We start from the raw sequence: 12,665 nt of genomic DNA, 5'->3' as shown, positions 1-12,665 counted from the left end.
TCGCCTCCACGTCGGGCGCCGACGCCGCGGCGCGCCTGGCCGGGGCGGGACGGCGGTCGCCCGGGGCCGCGATGCGCGGGGTCAGGCGCGGCCGGGGGCCGTGACCGTTTTCTCCACCGCGAAGAGCTCTTCCTCCGCCTGGTCCAGCGCCAGCCGCAACGCTCCGGTCGCCACCGCCGCCTCCCCGAGGAGGGACAGCGCGACGCGCGGCGGCCGCAGGCAGTACCGCTCCAGCTCCCGCCGCAGCGGGTCCAGGACCCCGTCCAGCCCGGCCGCCCAGCCCCCGACCACCACCAGCTCGGGATCCATCGCCAGCACCAGGGCCGCCACGTCGTGCACGAGACGCTGGATGAACCGCTCCACGGCGGCCACCGCACCCTCGTCGCCCTGCTTGGCCATCGTGAACACCGAAGCGACCGCCTGCTCGTCCAGCGGATGCAGCGGCTCACCCGTGGTCGACAACAGCTTCTCCGGCGTCACTTCACGGCCCAGCAGGTGCAGCGCGCCGATCTCGCCCGCCGCCCCGCCGAAGCCCCGGTGCAGCCGGCCGTTGATCAGCGAACCGGCACCCGGGCTGAGGCCCGCCATGACGAACACCAGGTCGTCGGTGTCCCGCCCGGCGCCCTTCCAGTGCTCGGCTACCGCCGCCGCGTTCGCGTCGTTCTCCACCTGGACCGGGCAGCGGAAGGACCGCCGCAACCGCTCACCGAGCGGGAGGCCGGTCCAGCCCGGCAGGGCTGTGCACAGACGGACCGTGCCGTCCGCCTCGACGATGCCCGGGCTGCCGACGCCGACCGCGCGGAGCGAGTCCCTCGGTACCCCGGCCCGCCGCAGCAGGTCGGCGACCGTGGCCCTGACCCGGTCGAGCCGCTCGTCGGCCGAAGCCGACTCGGAGACCTCCTTGGTACCGGCCCCGATCACCCGCCCGTCCAGTCCGGACAGCAGCGCCGCGACCCGGTGCGAGCCGATCTCGATCCCGAGCAGATGACCCGCCTCGGTACGGAACCGGAAGCGCCTGGCCGGCCGCCCTTGTCTACGAGCGCCCTCCTCGGCTTCGGCCTCCATGACGAGCCCGGTGCCCATGAGCCCCTCGACGACCCCCTCGACCGTGGGCCTGGAGAGCCCGGTGAGCCGGGTGAGATCCGTGAGTGTCGGTGAATCGGCCGCGCGAAGCGCCCGCAAGACCACGGCGGAATTGATCCGCCGGAGCAGCGAGGGGTCCCCGCCGGTCAGCTGCCCCAACGTGTGTCCTCCCAGCTAGCGCGCTTGTTCAGCCGGATCGTACTGCGCGCCCGGGGTGCCGGCGAGAAGCGGCCCCCCATCGGCCGGAAGCCGACCCTGCTCGCCGCACTCTCACGCCGGGGCGACGAACCCCGATTCGTAGGCCATGATCACTGCCTGGGTCCGGTCGCGCGCCCCCAGTTTCGCCAGCACCGCACTGACGTGAGACTTCACGGTCTCCGCCCCGACGAACAGCTCTCCGGCGATCTCCGCGTTCGTCAGCCCCCGGGACATCAGCCGCAGCACCGCTTCCTCCCGCTCGGTCAGCGCGGCCCGCTCCAGCGTGCTGCGCGCCGCGCGGTTCCCGTACTCGGCGGCGAGCGCGCGCACCGCCGCCGGGAAGAGCAGGGTCTCGCCCTCCGCGACCAGGCGGACCGCGTGGACGATCTCCGACGGGCGGGCCCGCTTCAGGAGGAATCCGTCGGCTCCGGCACGCAGCGCCTGGTAGACGTACTCGTCGTTCTCGAAGGTCGTGACCACAAGGATCTTCGGGGGGTTGTCGACGCTCTTGATGACGGCCCGGGTGGCCTCGATCCCGTCGAGCAACGGCATCCGAACGTCCATCGCGACCACGTCCGGCCGCAACCGGCGAACCAGCGGTACCACCGCTGCCCCATCGGCCGCCTCACCCACCACCTCGATGTCGGGCTGGGCTTCCAGGACGGCGCGCAGCCCCGCCCGCACCAGGGGTTCATCGTCGACGAGCAGTACGGTAACCGGCATCCCGTCAGCGTATTCGTTCCAGCGGGAGCCGGGCGCGCACCCTCCAATTGCCGTCGTGCGGACCGGTTTCGGCCGTCCCGCCCAGCAGCGCCGCCCGCTCGCGCATCCCGCGCAGCCCGCTGCCGCCGCCCGACATCAGGGTGGGCCCGTCCGGCAGGGGGTTGGTCACCTCGAGGTCCAGCCTCCCGACCGCCACCTCGACCCGCACGCGGACCGGCACCGGCCCGCAGTGCCTCAGTACATTGGTCAGGGCCTCCTGCAGGATCCGGTACCCCTCACGGGTGACGGGGCCGGGCAACTGATCCAGCGGTCCGCGCAGTTCGCTGTCCACGGACGCCCCCGAAGCCCGGGCCGACTCCAGCAGCCGGTCCGCCTCCGAGAGCGTCGGCCGCTGTGAGGGCGGCCGCCCGGACTCCCGCAGCACCAGCAGCACGCGCTCCAGGTCCTCCAGCGCGGCCCGCCCGGTCTCCTCGATCGCGCGCAAGGCCCGCTCGGTGAACTCGGGGCTCCCCGCGGCGCGGGCCGCCCCCGCCTGTATCACCGCGACGGTCAACGCGTGGCCGATCGAGTCGTGCAGCTCACGCGCGATGCGGTTGCGCTCCAACAACTGCTCGGTGCGTGCCTCCAGCGCTGTGAGACGCTCCGCCGCCGAAGGCCCGAGCAGGCGGCCGGCGATCGAGTTGATCATTTCGCCGAGCAGGATGATGAACCCGATGAGCAGGATCACCGGCACGGGTGTGAGGAAGCCCGCCGCCCAGCGCGGCAGGTCCAGCGGCACCCAGGGCCGGGTGGACGGGTGACCGAAGGCCGCCAGGCCCAGCTCGACGGAAGCCGACGAGAGATAGACGGTCGAGAAGAGGGCGGCGCTCGAGAGCACCAGCCGTATCTCGAGCCACAGCACCGTCCGCCACCGGTCTCCCCAACGCGCCGAAGGAGACGCGCTGATGGCGCTCTTGTGGTCCTCGCCCCGGTCCTGGGGGGTGAGGAGGAACCGCGCTTGGAGACCCTCGGCCAGACGGACCCAGGGGACCAGGCCGAACGGTGCCACCAGGAGCAGGGGCACCAGAGGCGATGAGGGCATGATGAACATCCACACGGCCACGATCAGCATGGGCACGCACAGGTGCAGCCAGCGGGTGTAGGTCACCGCCTTGAACGGTGCCCGGAGGAGTCGGTACATGCCGCCATCGTGGCAGCCGCCCGATCACCCCTGGCACCCCCGCACGGGGGAGACGGGGACCCCCGGGCGGGGGAGACGCGGGGAGTGCTGTCTCCCGGCGGGAAGACGACGGGCCGTGCGAACCGGGTCAGACGCGGTCGCGCGCGAACAGCTCGAGGTGGCCGCAGCGCGGGCAGCGGAAGGCGTCGATCTGCCAGCGTGGCCGGCCCATCCGCTTCGCGCCGCCGAAGACCCCGCGCTCCAACGCCCCGGCGATCCAGCGTGCGTATCCCCGCGAGTTCTCCCCGGAGTCCTCGACGAATCCCTGCTCGAGTCCGACGGCCCCGCACTGGGTGCACTTGATGGTGTTCACGCGGCGAGTGTAGGCAGGGCGGATCCCCTCCCCCGTGCGGGGGAGGGGATCCCCCCGCACGGGGGAGGATCGGCGACGGGCCGACAGCGAGCCTTGAGCCATGAACAGCATCGAGATCCGTGAACTGACCAAGGTGTACGGCGCCACCCGCGCCGTGGACCACCTCAGCTTCGAGGTACTGCCCGGCCGGGTCACGGGCTTCCTCGGACCCAACGGCGCGGGCAAGTCGACGACGATGAGGCTGCTGCTGGGCCTGGACCGGGCGACCTCCGGCACCGCCACCATCGGCGGCCGGGCGTTCACCGACTTCCAGGAACCGCTGCACCACGTCGGGGCACTGCTCGACCCACAGGCCGCGCACGGCGGCCGGACCGCCCGGGACCACCTGCTGGCCCTCGCGGTCGGCAACCGCATACCGGCCCGACGGGTCGACGAGGTGCTCGAGCAGTCCGGTGTCGCGGCGGTGGCCGGGCGGCGCATCAAGACCTTCTCGCTGGGGATGCGCCAGCGCCTGGGCATAGCCGCGGCTCTGCTCGGCGACCCCGGGGTGGTGCTCCTGGACGAGCCGACCAACGGACTCGACCCCGAAGGCATCATCTGGATCCGGGACATGCTCCGGCGGCTCGCGGCGGAAGGGCGGACGGTCCTGGTATCCAGCCATCTCATGGCGGAGACCGCGTCGTTCGTGGAACACCTGGTCGTCCTCGGCCAGGGGAAGCTTCTCGCCGACACGTCGATGAAGGCATTCATCGACGCACGGAGCAGCCCGAGGGTACAGCTGCGCACCTCGGATCCGGTGCGGCTGCGGGCAGCCCTCGCCGCGGACGGGTTCTCGATGGTGGAGGCCGAGGAGGAGCGCTGGACGGTGGACGGAATCCAAGCCGAGCGCATCGGGGCCCTCGCGGCCCGCGACGGCATACCCCTCCTGGAACTGGCCGACGAGCGCGCCTCGTTGGAGCAGGCCTACCTCGATCTCACGGCGGAGGCGACCCCCTTCGCCTCGACCTCGCGCTGAGTCCCGTGTCGCCACGCGTCGGCCTCGGCCCACACCCCAACGCTCTGACTGGAGAACCAGCCATGAACGCTCATGCGCTGCCCAACGTCCCCGTCCTGCACTCGGAATGGATCAAGATACGGTCGCTGCGCGGCACGCTCTGGGCGCTCGTCTCGATACTCGGCGCCACGGTGGGCATCCAGGCCCTGGCGTCGGCCACCATCGGGCCCTCGGAGGCCGATGGCGCGGGGAGCGATCCGCTCCGCCTGGCCTTCTACGGTGTCAGTTTCGGGCAGATAGCGGCCATCACCTTCGGGGTCAAGGCCTTCGCCTCCGAGTTCCACCATGGGGCGCTGCGCGTCAGCCTCGGCGCGGTGCCGAACCGCACCCGGTTCTACCTCTCCAAGGTCGTGGTCATCGGCGGGTTCGCGCTCGTGGCCGGACAGCTCACCGGATTCGTCACCTTCGTGGCCGGACAGGCCCTCATGGGGGACCGGGGCCTCGGCCTCGACTCGCCGGGCGCGCTCCGCGCGGTCATCGGCAGCGGGGTCTACCTCACCCTCATGGTGCTCTTCGCGGCCGGGCTGACCGCGGTACTGCGCGGTGGCACGGCCGTGTTGAGCCTGCTCATACCCTTCATCCTGCTGGTCTCGTTCGTCATCGGCGACCACGCGAGCGGACTTGGGCAGTACTTGCCGGACCGTGCCGGGCAGCTCGTGCTGAGCGGCCGGCCGCAGGGAGATCTCGGCCCGTGGGCGGGGCTGGGCGTCACGGCACTGTGGGCGGTGGCCGCGCTCGTGGGCGGCTGGATCGCCGTACGGCGGCGGGACGCATGACGCCGGGCCAGTTGTCAGTGGCCCTGGGGATACTGACGACATGACGACGGCAGCGCACATCGAGGCAATCGACCGGCTCCGGACACGCGGGTTCCCCGCGGCGCGGAGCAGATCGGTGACCGAGAGGAGCGGGCCGGGCTACCACCTCGTGGAGCTGGGCGAGAGCCACTGGTACGGAGACGAGGACGCGGCGGACCGGATAGCCGGAGCCGAGCAGATCTCGGCCGAGTACGGCGCCCTCACCCAGCGGTTGACGGAGCGCTGGGGGGAGGCGCAGGTGTTCTCCGTCGGAAGTCTGCTGGCGCGGGTGGTCGCGGGGGAGGTGGTGCCGGAGCCCTGGGGGGAGATGAGCGGCACCACGGACCACGTGCACGGATGGAGGGTCGGCGAGCAGTGGGTGGTCGTATACGCGGCCGAGTGGGGGGCCGACCACTCACCCCAGCTGATGGCCGCGGTGACCGTGATCGATCCGCCCTAGCGCCGGCCGCCGGTGCTCCTCGGCCCGGAACGCGGGGGTGGGTCGGGGGTCCAGTGCGGCGGCCAGGGCGACGGCTGGGGTGAGGGGGCGCGGAGCCAGTCGGCGAGGGCGGTGTAGTCCGCGGCGGTGAGGCCTCGGCGGGGGTCGACCCGGTGGAGCAGGGCGGGACCCTGGTGGTGTGCGGCCACCCAGGCCCGGTCCGGGTCCGTGATCTCGTCGTCGACCCAGATGAACGGCAGGGCCGCCGCCCGGGCGACGAGGGCACGGGTCTTCCAGTGCAGGCCGAGCCGCTCGTCCCGGGCCTCCTGCGCCTCCTGTGCCTCGTGGAGGGCCTGGGTGACCGGTTCCGCCGTGGCGGGCGGCGCCGGCCAGGCCATCACCTCCAGTGGTGGCAGGCCCAGCCGGGGCGCGATGCATGTGTTCGCGTCCGCCATCCACGTCGTGGCCCAGATCAGGGTGCACGGGAGCGCCGCCAACCGTGGGCCGTGTCCGGGGTCGAGCCGGGGGAGGAGCGGATGCCCTTCGCTCGCGGTCGGCGTCGCGGGGGCCGCCGACCGGGCCGCCGGGTGGGGCGTCGATGGGGGCGCCGGGCGGGGCGCTGACGGGGCCGCCGGGTGGGGCGTCGACGGGGGCGTCGGCCGGGGCTCCGGGTGGGGCGTGGGCTCGTAGGACGGGTAGGTGTTCGGTGGGGCGCCGAAGGGGATGAGGGGGCCGTCGACGTCGAGGAAGAGCAGGGGGAGCCGGCGGGGCGGGTCCGATGCGCGCGGGGCGGCCGGGGCGGTCAGTGGTCCGCCTCGGCGGCGAGGCGGAGGCGGGCGTACTCCTCGGCCATGGTGTCGGCGGTCCAGTGGGCGTTCAGGCCGCTCGGGTTGGGCAGGACCCAGATCCGGGTGGCGCCGATGGTCCGCTCCTGCGGGCCGATCCGGGCCTTCCGCTCGTCGAAGGCCGTGCGGTAGGCCGTGACGCCGACCACGGCCAGCCACTGAGGGCGCAGGAGTTCCACCTTGGCCGTCAGGAGGCGGCCGCCCTCGCGGAACTCCTCGGCGCTCAGCTCGTCGGCGCGCGCGGTGGCCCGGGCCACGACGTTGGTGATGCCCAGGCGGTAGGTCAGCAACTCCTCCTGCTCCGCCGGGGCCAGGCGGCGCGGGGTGAACCCCGACAGGTGCAGGACCGGCCAGAAGCGGTTGCCGGGGCGGGCGAAGTGGTGGCCCGTGGCGGCGGACAGCAAGCCGGGGTTGATGCCGCAGAACAGCACGCGCAAACCGCCCGCGACCACATCCGGGAGGATGCGGTCGCGGGCGGCGGCCAGCTCTTCGGGGGTCAGAGGATCGACCCCGGGGTGTAGCCCGCGGCCTCCGGGTGCTGCTTGGTGATCTCCTCGATCCGGGAGACGATCACGGCGACCTGGTCGCCCGCGGCGCCGGTGAAGGACAGCTTGTCGGCCATCAGGGCGTCGAGCTGGGCCCGGTCCAGCGGCATGCGCTCGTCGGCCGCCAGCTTGTCGAGCAGCTCGTTGCGCTCCGCGCCCTGCTCGCGCATCGCGAGCGCGGAGGCCACCGCGTGCTCCTTGATGACCTCGTGGGCGGCCTCGCGGCCCACTCCGGCCCGCACCGCGCCCATCAGGACCTTGGTGGTGGCCAGGAAGGGCAGGTAGCGGTCCAGCTCGCGGGCGACGACGGCCGGGAAGGCGCCGAACTCGTCCAGGACCGTCAGGAAGGTCTCCAGCAGGCCGTCGAAGGCGAAGAACGCGTCCGGCAGCGCGATCCGGCGGACCACGGAGCAGGAGACGTCGCCCTCGTTCCACGTGTCGCCCGCCAGCTCGCCGGTCATCGAGGCGTAGCCGCGCAGGATGACCATCAGGCCGTTCACGCGCTCGCAGGAGCGGGTGTTCATCTTGTGCGGCATCGCGGAGGAGCCGACCTGGCCGGGCTTGAAGCCCTCGGTGACCAGCTCGTGTCCGGCCATCAGGCGGATGGTCTTGGCGATCGAGGACGGGGCGGCGGCGAGCTGCACCAGCGCGGTGACCACGTCGTAGTCGAGCGAGCGCGGGTAGACCTGGCCCACCGAGGTGAAGGCGTGCGCGAAGCCGAGGTGGCCCGCGATCCGCTGCTCGAGGTCGGCGAGCTTCGCGGTGTCGCCGCCGAGGAGGTCGAGCATGTCCTGGGAGGTGCCGACCGGGCCCTTGATCCCGCGCAGCGGGTAGCGCTCCAGCAGGTCCTCGAGACGGCCGTAGGCGACGAGCAGCTCGTCGGCGGCGGTCGCGAAGCGCTTGCCCAGGGTCGTGGCCTGCGCCGCGACGTTGTGGGAGCGTCCGGCCATGACCAGCTCGGCGTGCTCGCCGGCCAGCTTGCCGAGGCGGGCCAGCACGGCGACCGTGCGGTCACGGGCCAGTTCCAGGGAGAGCCGGATCTGGAGCTGCTCGACGTTCTCGGTGAGGTCGCGGGAGGTCATGCCCTTGTGCACGTGCTCGTGACCGGCGAGGGCGTTGAACTCCTCGATCCGGGCCTTCACGTCGTGCCGGGTGACCTTCTCGCGCTCGGCGATGGAGGCCAGGTCGACCTGCGCCAGGACGCGCTCGTAATCGGCGAGGGCCGCGTCGGGGACCTCGATGCCGAGGTCCTTCTGGGCGCGCAGCACGGCGAGCCACAGCCGCCGCTCCAGCGTCACCTTGTACTCGGGGGACCACAGGACGGCGAGCTCCGCGGAGGCGTAGCGGCCGGCCAGGACATTGGGGATGCGGGGCTTGGCAGTCACGTGTAGGGATTCTACTTGCGGTTCGGCTGTGCGTTTACGCAGGTGGGTGACCCGCCCCAGGTTGTGGATTGCTACGAGAGGCGAGACGGAGCGACCAGGCGCCCGACAGGGCCTACGGGAGCCGCTCGGCGGCCGCGGCGTCGTACGGCAGCAGCTCGGGCCGCTTCGCCGGGCGGCCGTCGCCGGAGGAGCGGCCCGTCAGGCGGCGGCCGATCCACGGGAGCAGGTGCTCGCGGGCGAAGCGCGCGTCGTGGGCGCGCCGCAGGGCCCAGCCCGGCGGCAGCGAAGCGGGCAGCGGGGCGCGCCAGTCGTCCTCCGCGGGCAGTCCCAGGGCCTGCCACACGGCTTCGGCGACCCGGCGGTGGCCCTCGGCCGTGAGGTGCAGCCGGTCGACGTGCCAGAGCCGCTGATCGCCGAGGACGGGGGCGCCGTACAGGTCGACGACCAGCGCTCCGTGCCGCGCCGCCAGCTCCTCGATGATGACGAACAGCTCTTCCATGCGCGGACGGAAACGTTCCATCACCGGCCCCTGGCGGCCGGGCGAGCGCATCAGGACGAGCCGGCCGCACGCCGGGGCCAGCGTCTCCACGGCGGTCTCCAGGTGGCCGCGTACCCGCCCCATGTCGACCTTCGGCCGCAGGGTGTCGTTCAGGCCGCCCACCAGGGTCACCACGTCCGCGCCCATCGAGGCGGCGAGCGGCGCCTGCTCCTCGGCGATCTGCCCGATCAGCTTGCCGCGCACCGCGAGGTTCGCGTAGCGGAAGCCGGGTTCGCGCGCGGCGAGGCGGGCGGCGAGGAGATCCGCCCAGCCGCGGTAGGAGCCGTCCGGCAGTTCGTCGGACATGCCCTCGGTGAAGGAGTCGCCGACCGCGACCAGACTCGTGTAAGACGCATTCATCTCCATGGCGGAGCGATGTTACCGCGCGGTTCCCCGGTCCTGCGAGCAGGACGGGGGAACCGCGCGGCCAGCCGGCCGGCCGTTACGCGGGCGTCTGGTTCCCGAACAGCTCGCGCAGCACGTCCTCCATCGTGACCAGGCCCGTCATGGCCCCGTCCGCCCCGAGGACCGCCGCCAGGTGCGTACGGCTGCGCCGCATGGCGGTCAGCACGTCGTCCATCGGTGTCTCGGCCCGCACCTGGGCGATCGGCCGCAGCGCGGAGACCGGGAACGGCTCGTCCCGCGCGCTCACGTCGAGGGCGTCCTTGACGTGCAGGTAGCCGAGGATCTTCTGCTGCGCGTCGAGCACCGGGAAGCGCGAGTACCGGGACGCGGCCGAGAGCCGCTCCAGCCCCTCGGGCGTGATGCCCTCCCCGGCCGAGACCACCCGGTCCATGGGCAGCGCCACGTCCATGACCGGCCTGCGGCCCAGTTCCAGGGCGTCGTACAGCCGCTCGCTCGCGCGGCCGTCGATCAGGCCCGCGGCACTGGAGTCCTTGACGATCCGGGCCAGCTCGGCGTCGGAGAAGGTCGCGGCGACCTCGTCCTTCACCTCGACGCGCAGCATCCGCAGCAGGGCGTTGGCGAAGGCGTTGATCGCGAAGATCACCGGCCTCAGGCCCCGCGTCAGGGCCACCAGCGGCGGTCCGAGCAGCAGCGCGGTACGGACCGGCTCGGCCAGCGCCACGTTCTTCGGCAGCATTTCGCCGAAGAGCATGTGCAGGTACGTCGCCAGGGCCAGCGCCACCACGAAGGAGATCGCGTGGGTCACCCCGACCGGCACGCCGACCAGGTCGAACAGCGGGGTCAGCAGGTGCGCGATGGCCGGCTCGGCGACCACACCGAGCACCAGGGTGCACAGCGTGATGCCCAGCTGGGCCGCGGCCATCAGGGCCGAGACGTGCTCCAGGCCCCACAGCACGGCCCGGGCCCGCCGGTCGCCCTGCTCGGCGTACGGCTCGATCTGGCTGCGCCGGACCGAGATCAGCGCGAATTCCGCGCCGACGAAGAAGGCGTTGACGACCAGGGTCGCCAGGCCGATCAGCAGTTGGATCGCGGTCATCGGCCCTCCTCCGGGTCTCCGTCGCTCGGGTGCCTGTCGCTCGGGTGCCTGTCGCTCGGCCGGCTGTCGCCCGGCTGCCCGTCGCCCGGATGCCTGTCGCTCTTCCTGCCGTGTCTGCGGCGCTCGCGGCCACCGGGCTCTTCGGCGGGCAGCTCGGCCGGCACGTGCAGGAGCACGCGCGCGGCGCGGCGGCCGCTGTCGTCCACGACGTCCAGGTGCCAGCCGCCCAGCTCCACGCTGTCGCCGACCACCGGGATGCGGCCCAGCTGGGTCGCCATCAGCCCGGCGAGGGTCTCGTACGGGCCGTCCGGCACCCGCAGCCCGATCCGTTCCAACTGGTCGGTGCGGGCCGATCCGTCCGCGGAGAAGAGCGCGCGGCCGGAGGCGTCCGTACCGGCCGGGTCCAGGTCCGGGGTCTCGTGCGGGTCGTGCTCGTCCCGGACCTCGCCGACGACCTCCTCGACGATGTCCTCCAGCGTGGCCACCCCGGCGGTGCCGCCGTACTCGTCGATCACCACGGCCATCGTGTGCTTGCCGGACAGCCGGTCCAGCAGCCGGTCCACGGTCAGCGACTCGGGGACCAGCAGCGGCTCGCGCAGCAACTGCGACACCGGGTAGCGGTGCCGCTCCGCGGCGGGCAGCGCCAGGACGTCCTTGATGTGGACGGTGCCGACGACGCTGTCGAGGCTGCCGCGGTAGACGGGGAAGCGCGACAGGCCGGTGGCCATGGTCGCGTTCGCCACGTCCTCCGCCGTTGTCTGCACGTCCAGGGCGGTGACCTGGACCCGCGGGGTCATGACGTTCTCCGCGGTCAGGTCGGCCAGGTTCAGGGTCCGGACGAAGAGTTCGGCGGTGTCCTTCTCCAGCGCGCCCGCCTTCGCCGAATGCCGCGCCAGCGCCACCAGCTCCTGCGGGCTGCGCGCGGAGGCCAGCTCCTCGGCCGGTTCCATCCCGAAGCGGCGCACCATGTGGTTCGCCGTGGTGTTCAGGTGGCCGATCAGCGGCCGGAAGGCGCGGCTGAACATCCGCTGCATGGTCGCCACCCGCTTGGCGACGGCCAGCGGGGACGAGATCGCCCAGTTCTTCGGGACCAGCTCGCCGACGACCATCAGGACGACGGTGGACACGGCGGTGCCGAGGATCAGGGCGGTGGACGAGGCGGCCCCGGCCGACAGTCCCATGGCTTCGAACGGGCCCTGGAGCAGGGCGGAGATCGACGGCTTGGAGATCATGCCGATGATCAGACCGGTCACGGTGATGCCGAGCTGGGCGCCGGAGAGCTGGAACGTCAGGGTCCTGACGGCGGCCAGGGCGCTGTCGGCCCCGCGCTCGCCGCGCTCGACGGCGCGTTCGAGTTCGCTGCGCTCGATGGTCGTCAGCGAGAACTCGGCCGCGACGAAGGCCCCGCACGCGAGGCAGAGCAGCAGCGCGACGACGAGCAGAAGCACTTCGGTCATCGGTTCACCTCCGTCCCATGATCAGACAGGAGGAGGGGTATCGCGCGATGTCGGGTACTGGGAGGCTCGCCCATGGGCGGACGCTCACACCTTTCGTTGGAGGGGAACAGCTCCCCCTAGGGTAAAGGACCGGCAAAGTATGCGCATCGGCCGGGGGTGCGCAGCGGGCGGCTACGCCGGGCCGAACGGTTTGACCCAGCGGCGCCAGTGGTCCTCGCGGTGGTACCCGGCCGCCGCCCAGGCCCGCTGCCCCGGCCCGTTCGCCTCCAGCACCATCGCGTCGCCGCGGCGCCCGCCGACCGCCAGGAAACGCCGCTCGGCGGCCTCCACGAGCGCCGCCCCGATCCCCCGCCGCCGGTGCGAGGGGAGCACCGCCAGCCGGTAGAGCGAGCAGCGCCAGCCGTCGAAGCCCGCGATCACGGACCCCACGAGGACCCCGTCGGACTCGGCGAGGATCAGGGCCTGCGGATCGCGCCGGATGAGCCGCGTCACCCCGTCCACGTCGTCCGTGATGGAGGTGCCCTCCGCCGCTTCCCGCCAGAAGGCCAGGACCCGCTCGGCTTCGGTCGCCTCGGCCGTCCGTATGCACGCATCGATCATGGCTGTGAGC

Annotated in this window: 14 protein-coding genes; 3 read left to right on the top strand and 11 right to left on the bottom strand. The window is 72.7% G+C overall.

Going from position 1 to position 12,665, the window contains the following annotated elements; all coding sequences use genetic code 11:
- Nucleotides 1-81 precede the first annotated feature (81 nt).
- From ABT084_RS14685 to ABT084_RS14670, 4 genes are all read right to left on the bottom strand, one after another.
- Entirely contained in the window at nucleotides 82-1,242 is a 1,161-nt protein-coding gene (locus tag ABT084_RS14685) for an ROK family transcriptional regulator (RefSeq protein WP_351042744.1), read from the bottom strand.
- Between the two features lie 111 nt (nucleotides 1,243-1,353).
- Nucleotides 1,354-2,004 carry a response regulator transcription factor gene (locus ABT084_RS14680; protein ID WP_351042742.1) on the bottom strand — a complete coding sequence of 217 codons (651 nt, stop codon included), beginning with the start codon at nucleotides 2,002-2,004 and terminating at the stop codon, nucleotides 1,354-1,356.
- 4 nt (nucleotides 2,005-2,008) lie between these two features.
- The gene (locus ABT084_RS14675; RefSeq protein WP_351042739.1) at nucleotides 2,009-3,184 is read right to left on the bottom strand and encodes a sensor histidine kinase; all 1,176 of its coding nucleotides are present in this window, start codon (nucleotides 3,182-3,184) and stop codon (nucleotides 2,009-2,011) included.
- Nucleotides 3,185-3,311: 127 nt separating this feature from the next.
- Complete coding sequence (locus ABT084_RS14670; RefSeq protein WP_351042737.1) at nucleotides 3,312-3,536, bottom strand: hypothetical protein; 225 nt, start codon at nucleotides 3,534-3,536, stop codon at nucleotides 3,312-3,314.
- 100 nt (nucleotides 3,537-3,636) lie between these two features.
- Between ABT084_RS14670 and ABT084_RS14665 the strand changes: the two genes are divergently transcribed.
- The 3 genes from ABT084_RS14665 to ABT084_RS14655 all read left to right on the top strand — a co-directional run bounded on the left by ABT084_RS14665 (nucleotide 3,637) and on the right by ABT084_RS14655 (nucleotide 5,844).
- A complete protein-coding gene (locus ABT084_RS14665) occupies nucleotides 3,637-4,551 on the top strand; it encodes an ATP-binding cassette domain-containing protein (protein ID WP_351042734.1) in 915 nt (304 codons plus the stop codon).
- 62 nt (nucleotides 4,552-4,613) lie between these two features.
- Nucleotides 4,614-5,366 (top strand): ABC-2 transporter permease family protein, encoded by a 753-nt coding sequence (locus ABT084_RS14660; RefSeq protein ID WP_351042731.1) that lies wholly within the window; start codon nucleotides 4,614-4,616, stop codon nucleotides 5,364-5,366.
- Between the two features lie 115 nt (nucleotides 5,367-5,481).
- Nucleotides 5,482-5,844 carry a hypothetical protein gene (locus tag ABT084_RS14655; RefSeq protein WP_351042729.1) on the top strand — a complete coding sequence of 121 codons (363 nt, stop codon included), beginning with the start codon at nucleotides 5,482-5,484 and terminating at the stop codon, nucleotides 5,842-5,844.
- Here the strand turns inward: ABT084_RS14655 and ABT084_RS14650 are convergent.
- From ABT084_RS14650 to ABT084_RS14620, 7 genes are all read right to left on the bottom strand, one after another.
- On the bottom strand, nucleotides 5,841-6,629 hold the full coding sequence (locus tag ABT084_RS14650; RefSeq protein WP_351042801.1) for a hypothetical protein: 789 nt from the start codon (nucleotides 6,627-6,629) through the stop codon (nucleotides 5,841-5,843). The genes ABT084_RS14655 and ABT084_RS14650 overlap by 4 nt on opposite strands.
- A complete protein-coding gene (mug, locus tag ABT084_RS14645; protein WP_351042798.1) occupies nucleotides 6,626-7,168 on the bottom strand; it encodes a G/U mismatch-specific DNA glycosylase in 543 nt (180 codons plus the stop codon). Before mug ends, ABT084_RS14650 begins: the two co-directional genes overlap by 4 nt.
- Nucleotides 7,165-8,598, bottom strand: coding sequence for an adenylosuccinate lyase (gene purB / locus ABT084_RS14640; RefSeq protein ID WP_351042726.1), 1,434 nt, complete (start codon nucleotides 8,596-8,598; stop codon nucleotides 7,165-7,167). The genes mug and purB overlap by 4 nt, the downstream gene beginning before the upstream one ends.
- 112 nt (nucleotides 8,599-8,710) lie before the next feature.
- Nucleotides 8,711-9,502 carry an SGNH/GDSL hydrolase family protein gene (locus ABT084_RS14635; protein ID WP_351042723.1) on the bottom strand — a complete coding sequence of 264 codons (792 nt, stop codon included), beginning with the start codon at nucleotides 9,500-9,502 and terminating at the stop codon, nucleotides 8,711-8,713.
- Nucleotides 9,503-9,578: 76 nt separating this feature from the next.
- Nucleotides 9,579-10,598, bottom strand: coding sequence for a hemolysin family protein (locus ABT084_RS14630; protein WP_351042721.1), 1,020 nt, complete (start codon nucleotides 10,596-10,598; stop codon nucleotides 9,579-9,581).
- The gene (locus ABT084_RS14625) at nucleotides 10,595-12,055 is read right to left on the bottom strand and encodes a hemolysin family protein (RefSeq protein ID WP_351042718.1); all 1,461 of its coding nucleotides are present in this window, start codon (nucleotides 12,053-12,055) and stop codon (nucleotides 10,595-10,597) included. Before ABT084_RS14625 ends, ABT084_RS14630 begins: the two co-directional genes overlap by 4 nt.
- Nucleotides 12,056-12,226: 171 nt before the next feature.
- Nucleotides 12,227-12,655, bottom strand: coding sequence for a GNAT family N-acetyltransferase (locus tag ABT084_RS14620; RefSeq protein ID WP_351042715.1), 429 nt, complete (start codon nucleotides 12,653-12,655; stop codon nucleotides 12,227-12,229).
- Nucleotides 12,656-12,665: the final 10 nt, after the last annotated feature.

Source organism: Streptomyces sp. NPDC002138, assembly GCF_040296485.1.
Classification (GTDB): Bacteria; Actinomycetota; Actinomycetes; order Streptomycetales; family Streptomycetaceae; genus Streptomyces.
The sequence above is the reverse complement of the archived record's forward strand: the minus strand, read 5'-3'. Positions and strand labels throughout refer to the sequence as shown.

Bases quoted from the DNA above. Each gene is read 5' to 3' on its own strand.
- ABT084_RS14680 (WP_351042742.1), bottom strand. From the start codon at position 2,004: ATGCCGGTTACCGTACTGCTCGTCGACGATGAACCCCTGGTGCGGGCG.
- ABT084_RS14630 (WP_351042721.1), bottom strand. From the start codon at position 10,598: ATGACCGCGATCCAACTGCTGATCGGCCTGGCGACCCTGGTCGTCAAC.
- ABT084_RS14625 (WP_351042718.1), bottom strand. From the start codon at position 12,055: ATGACCGAAGTGCTTCTGCTCGTCGTCGCGCTGCTGCTCTGCCTCGCG.
- ABT084_RS14675 (WP_351042739.1), bottom strand. From the start codon at position 3,184: ATGTACCGACTCCTCCGGGCACCGTTCAAGGCGGTGACCTACACCCGC.
- ABT084_RS14635 (WP_351042723.1), bottom strand. From the start codon at position 9,502: ATGGAGATGAATGCGTCTTACACGAGTCTGGTCGCGGTCGGCGACTCC.
- ABT084_RS14665 (WP_351042734.1), top strand. From the start codon at position 3,637: ATGAACAGCATCGAGATCCGTGAACTGACCAAGGTGTACGGCGCCACC.
- ABT084_RS14660 (WP_351042731.1), top strand. From the start codon at position 4,614: ATGAACGCTCATGCGCTGCCCAACGTCCCCGTCCTGCACTCGGAATGG.
- ABT084_RS14620 (WP_351042715.1), bottom strand. From the start codon at position 12,655: ATGATCGATGCGTGCATACGGACGGCCGAGGCGACCGAAGCCGAGCGG.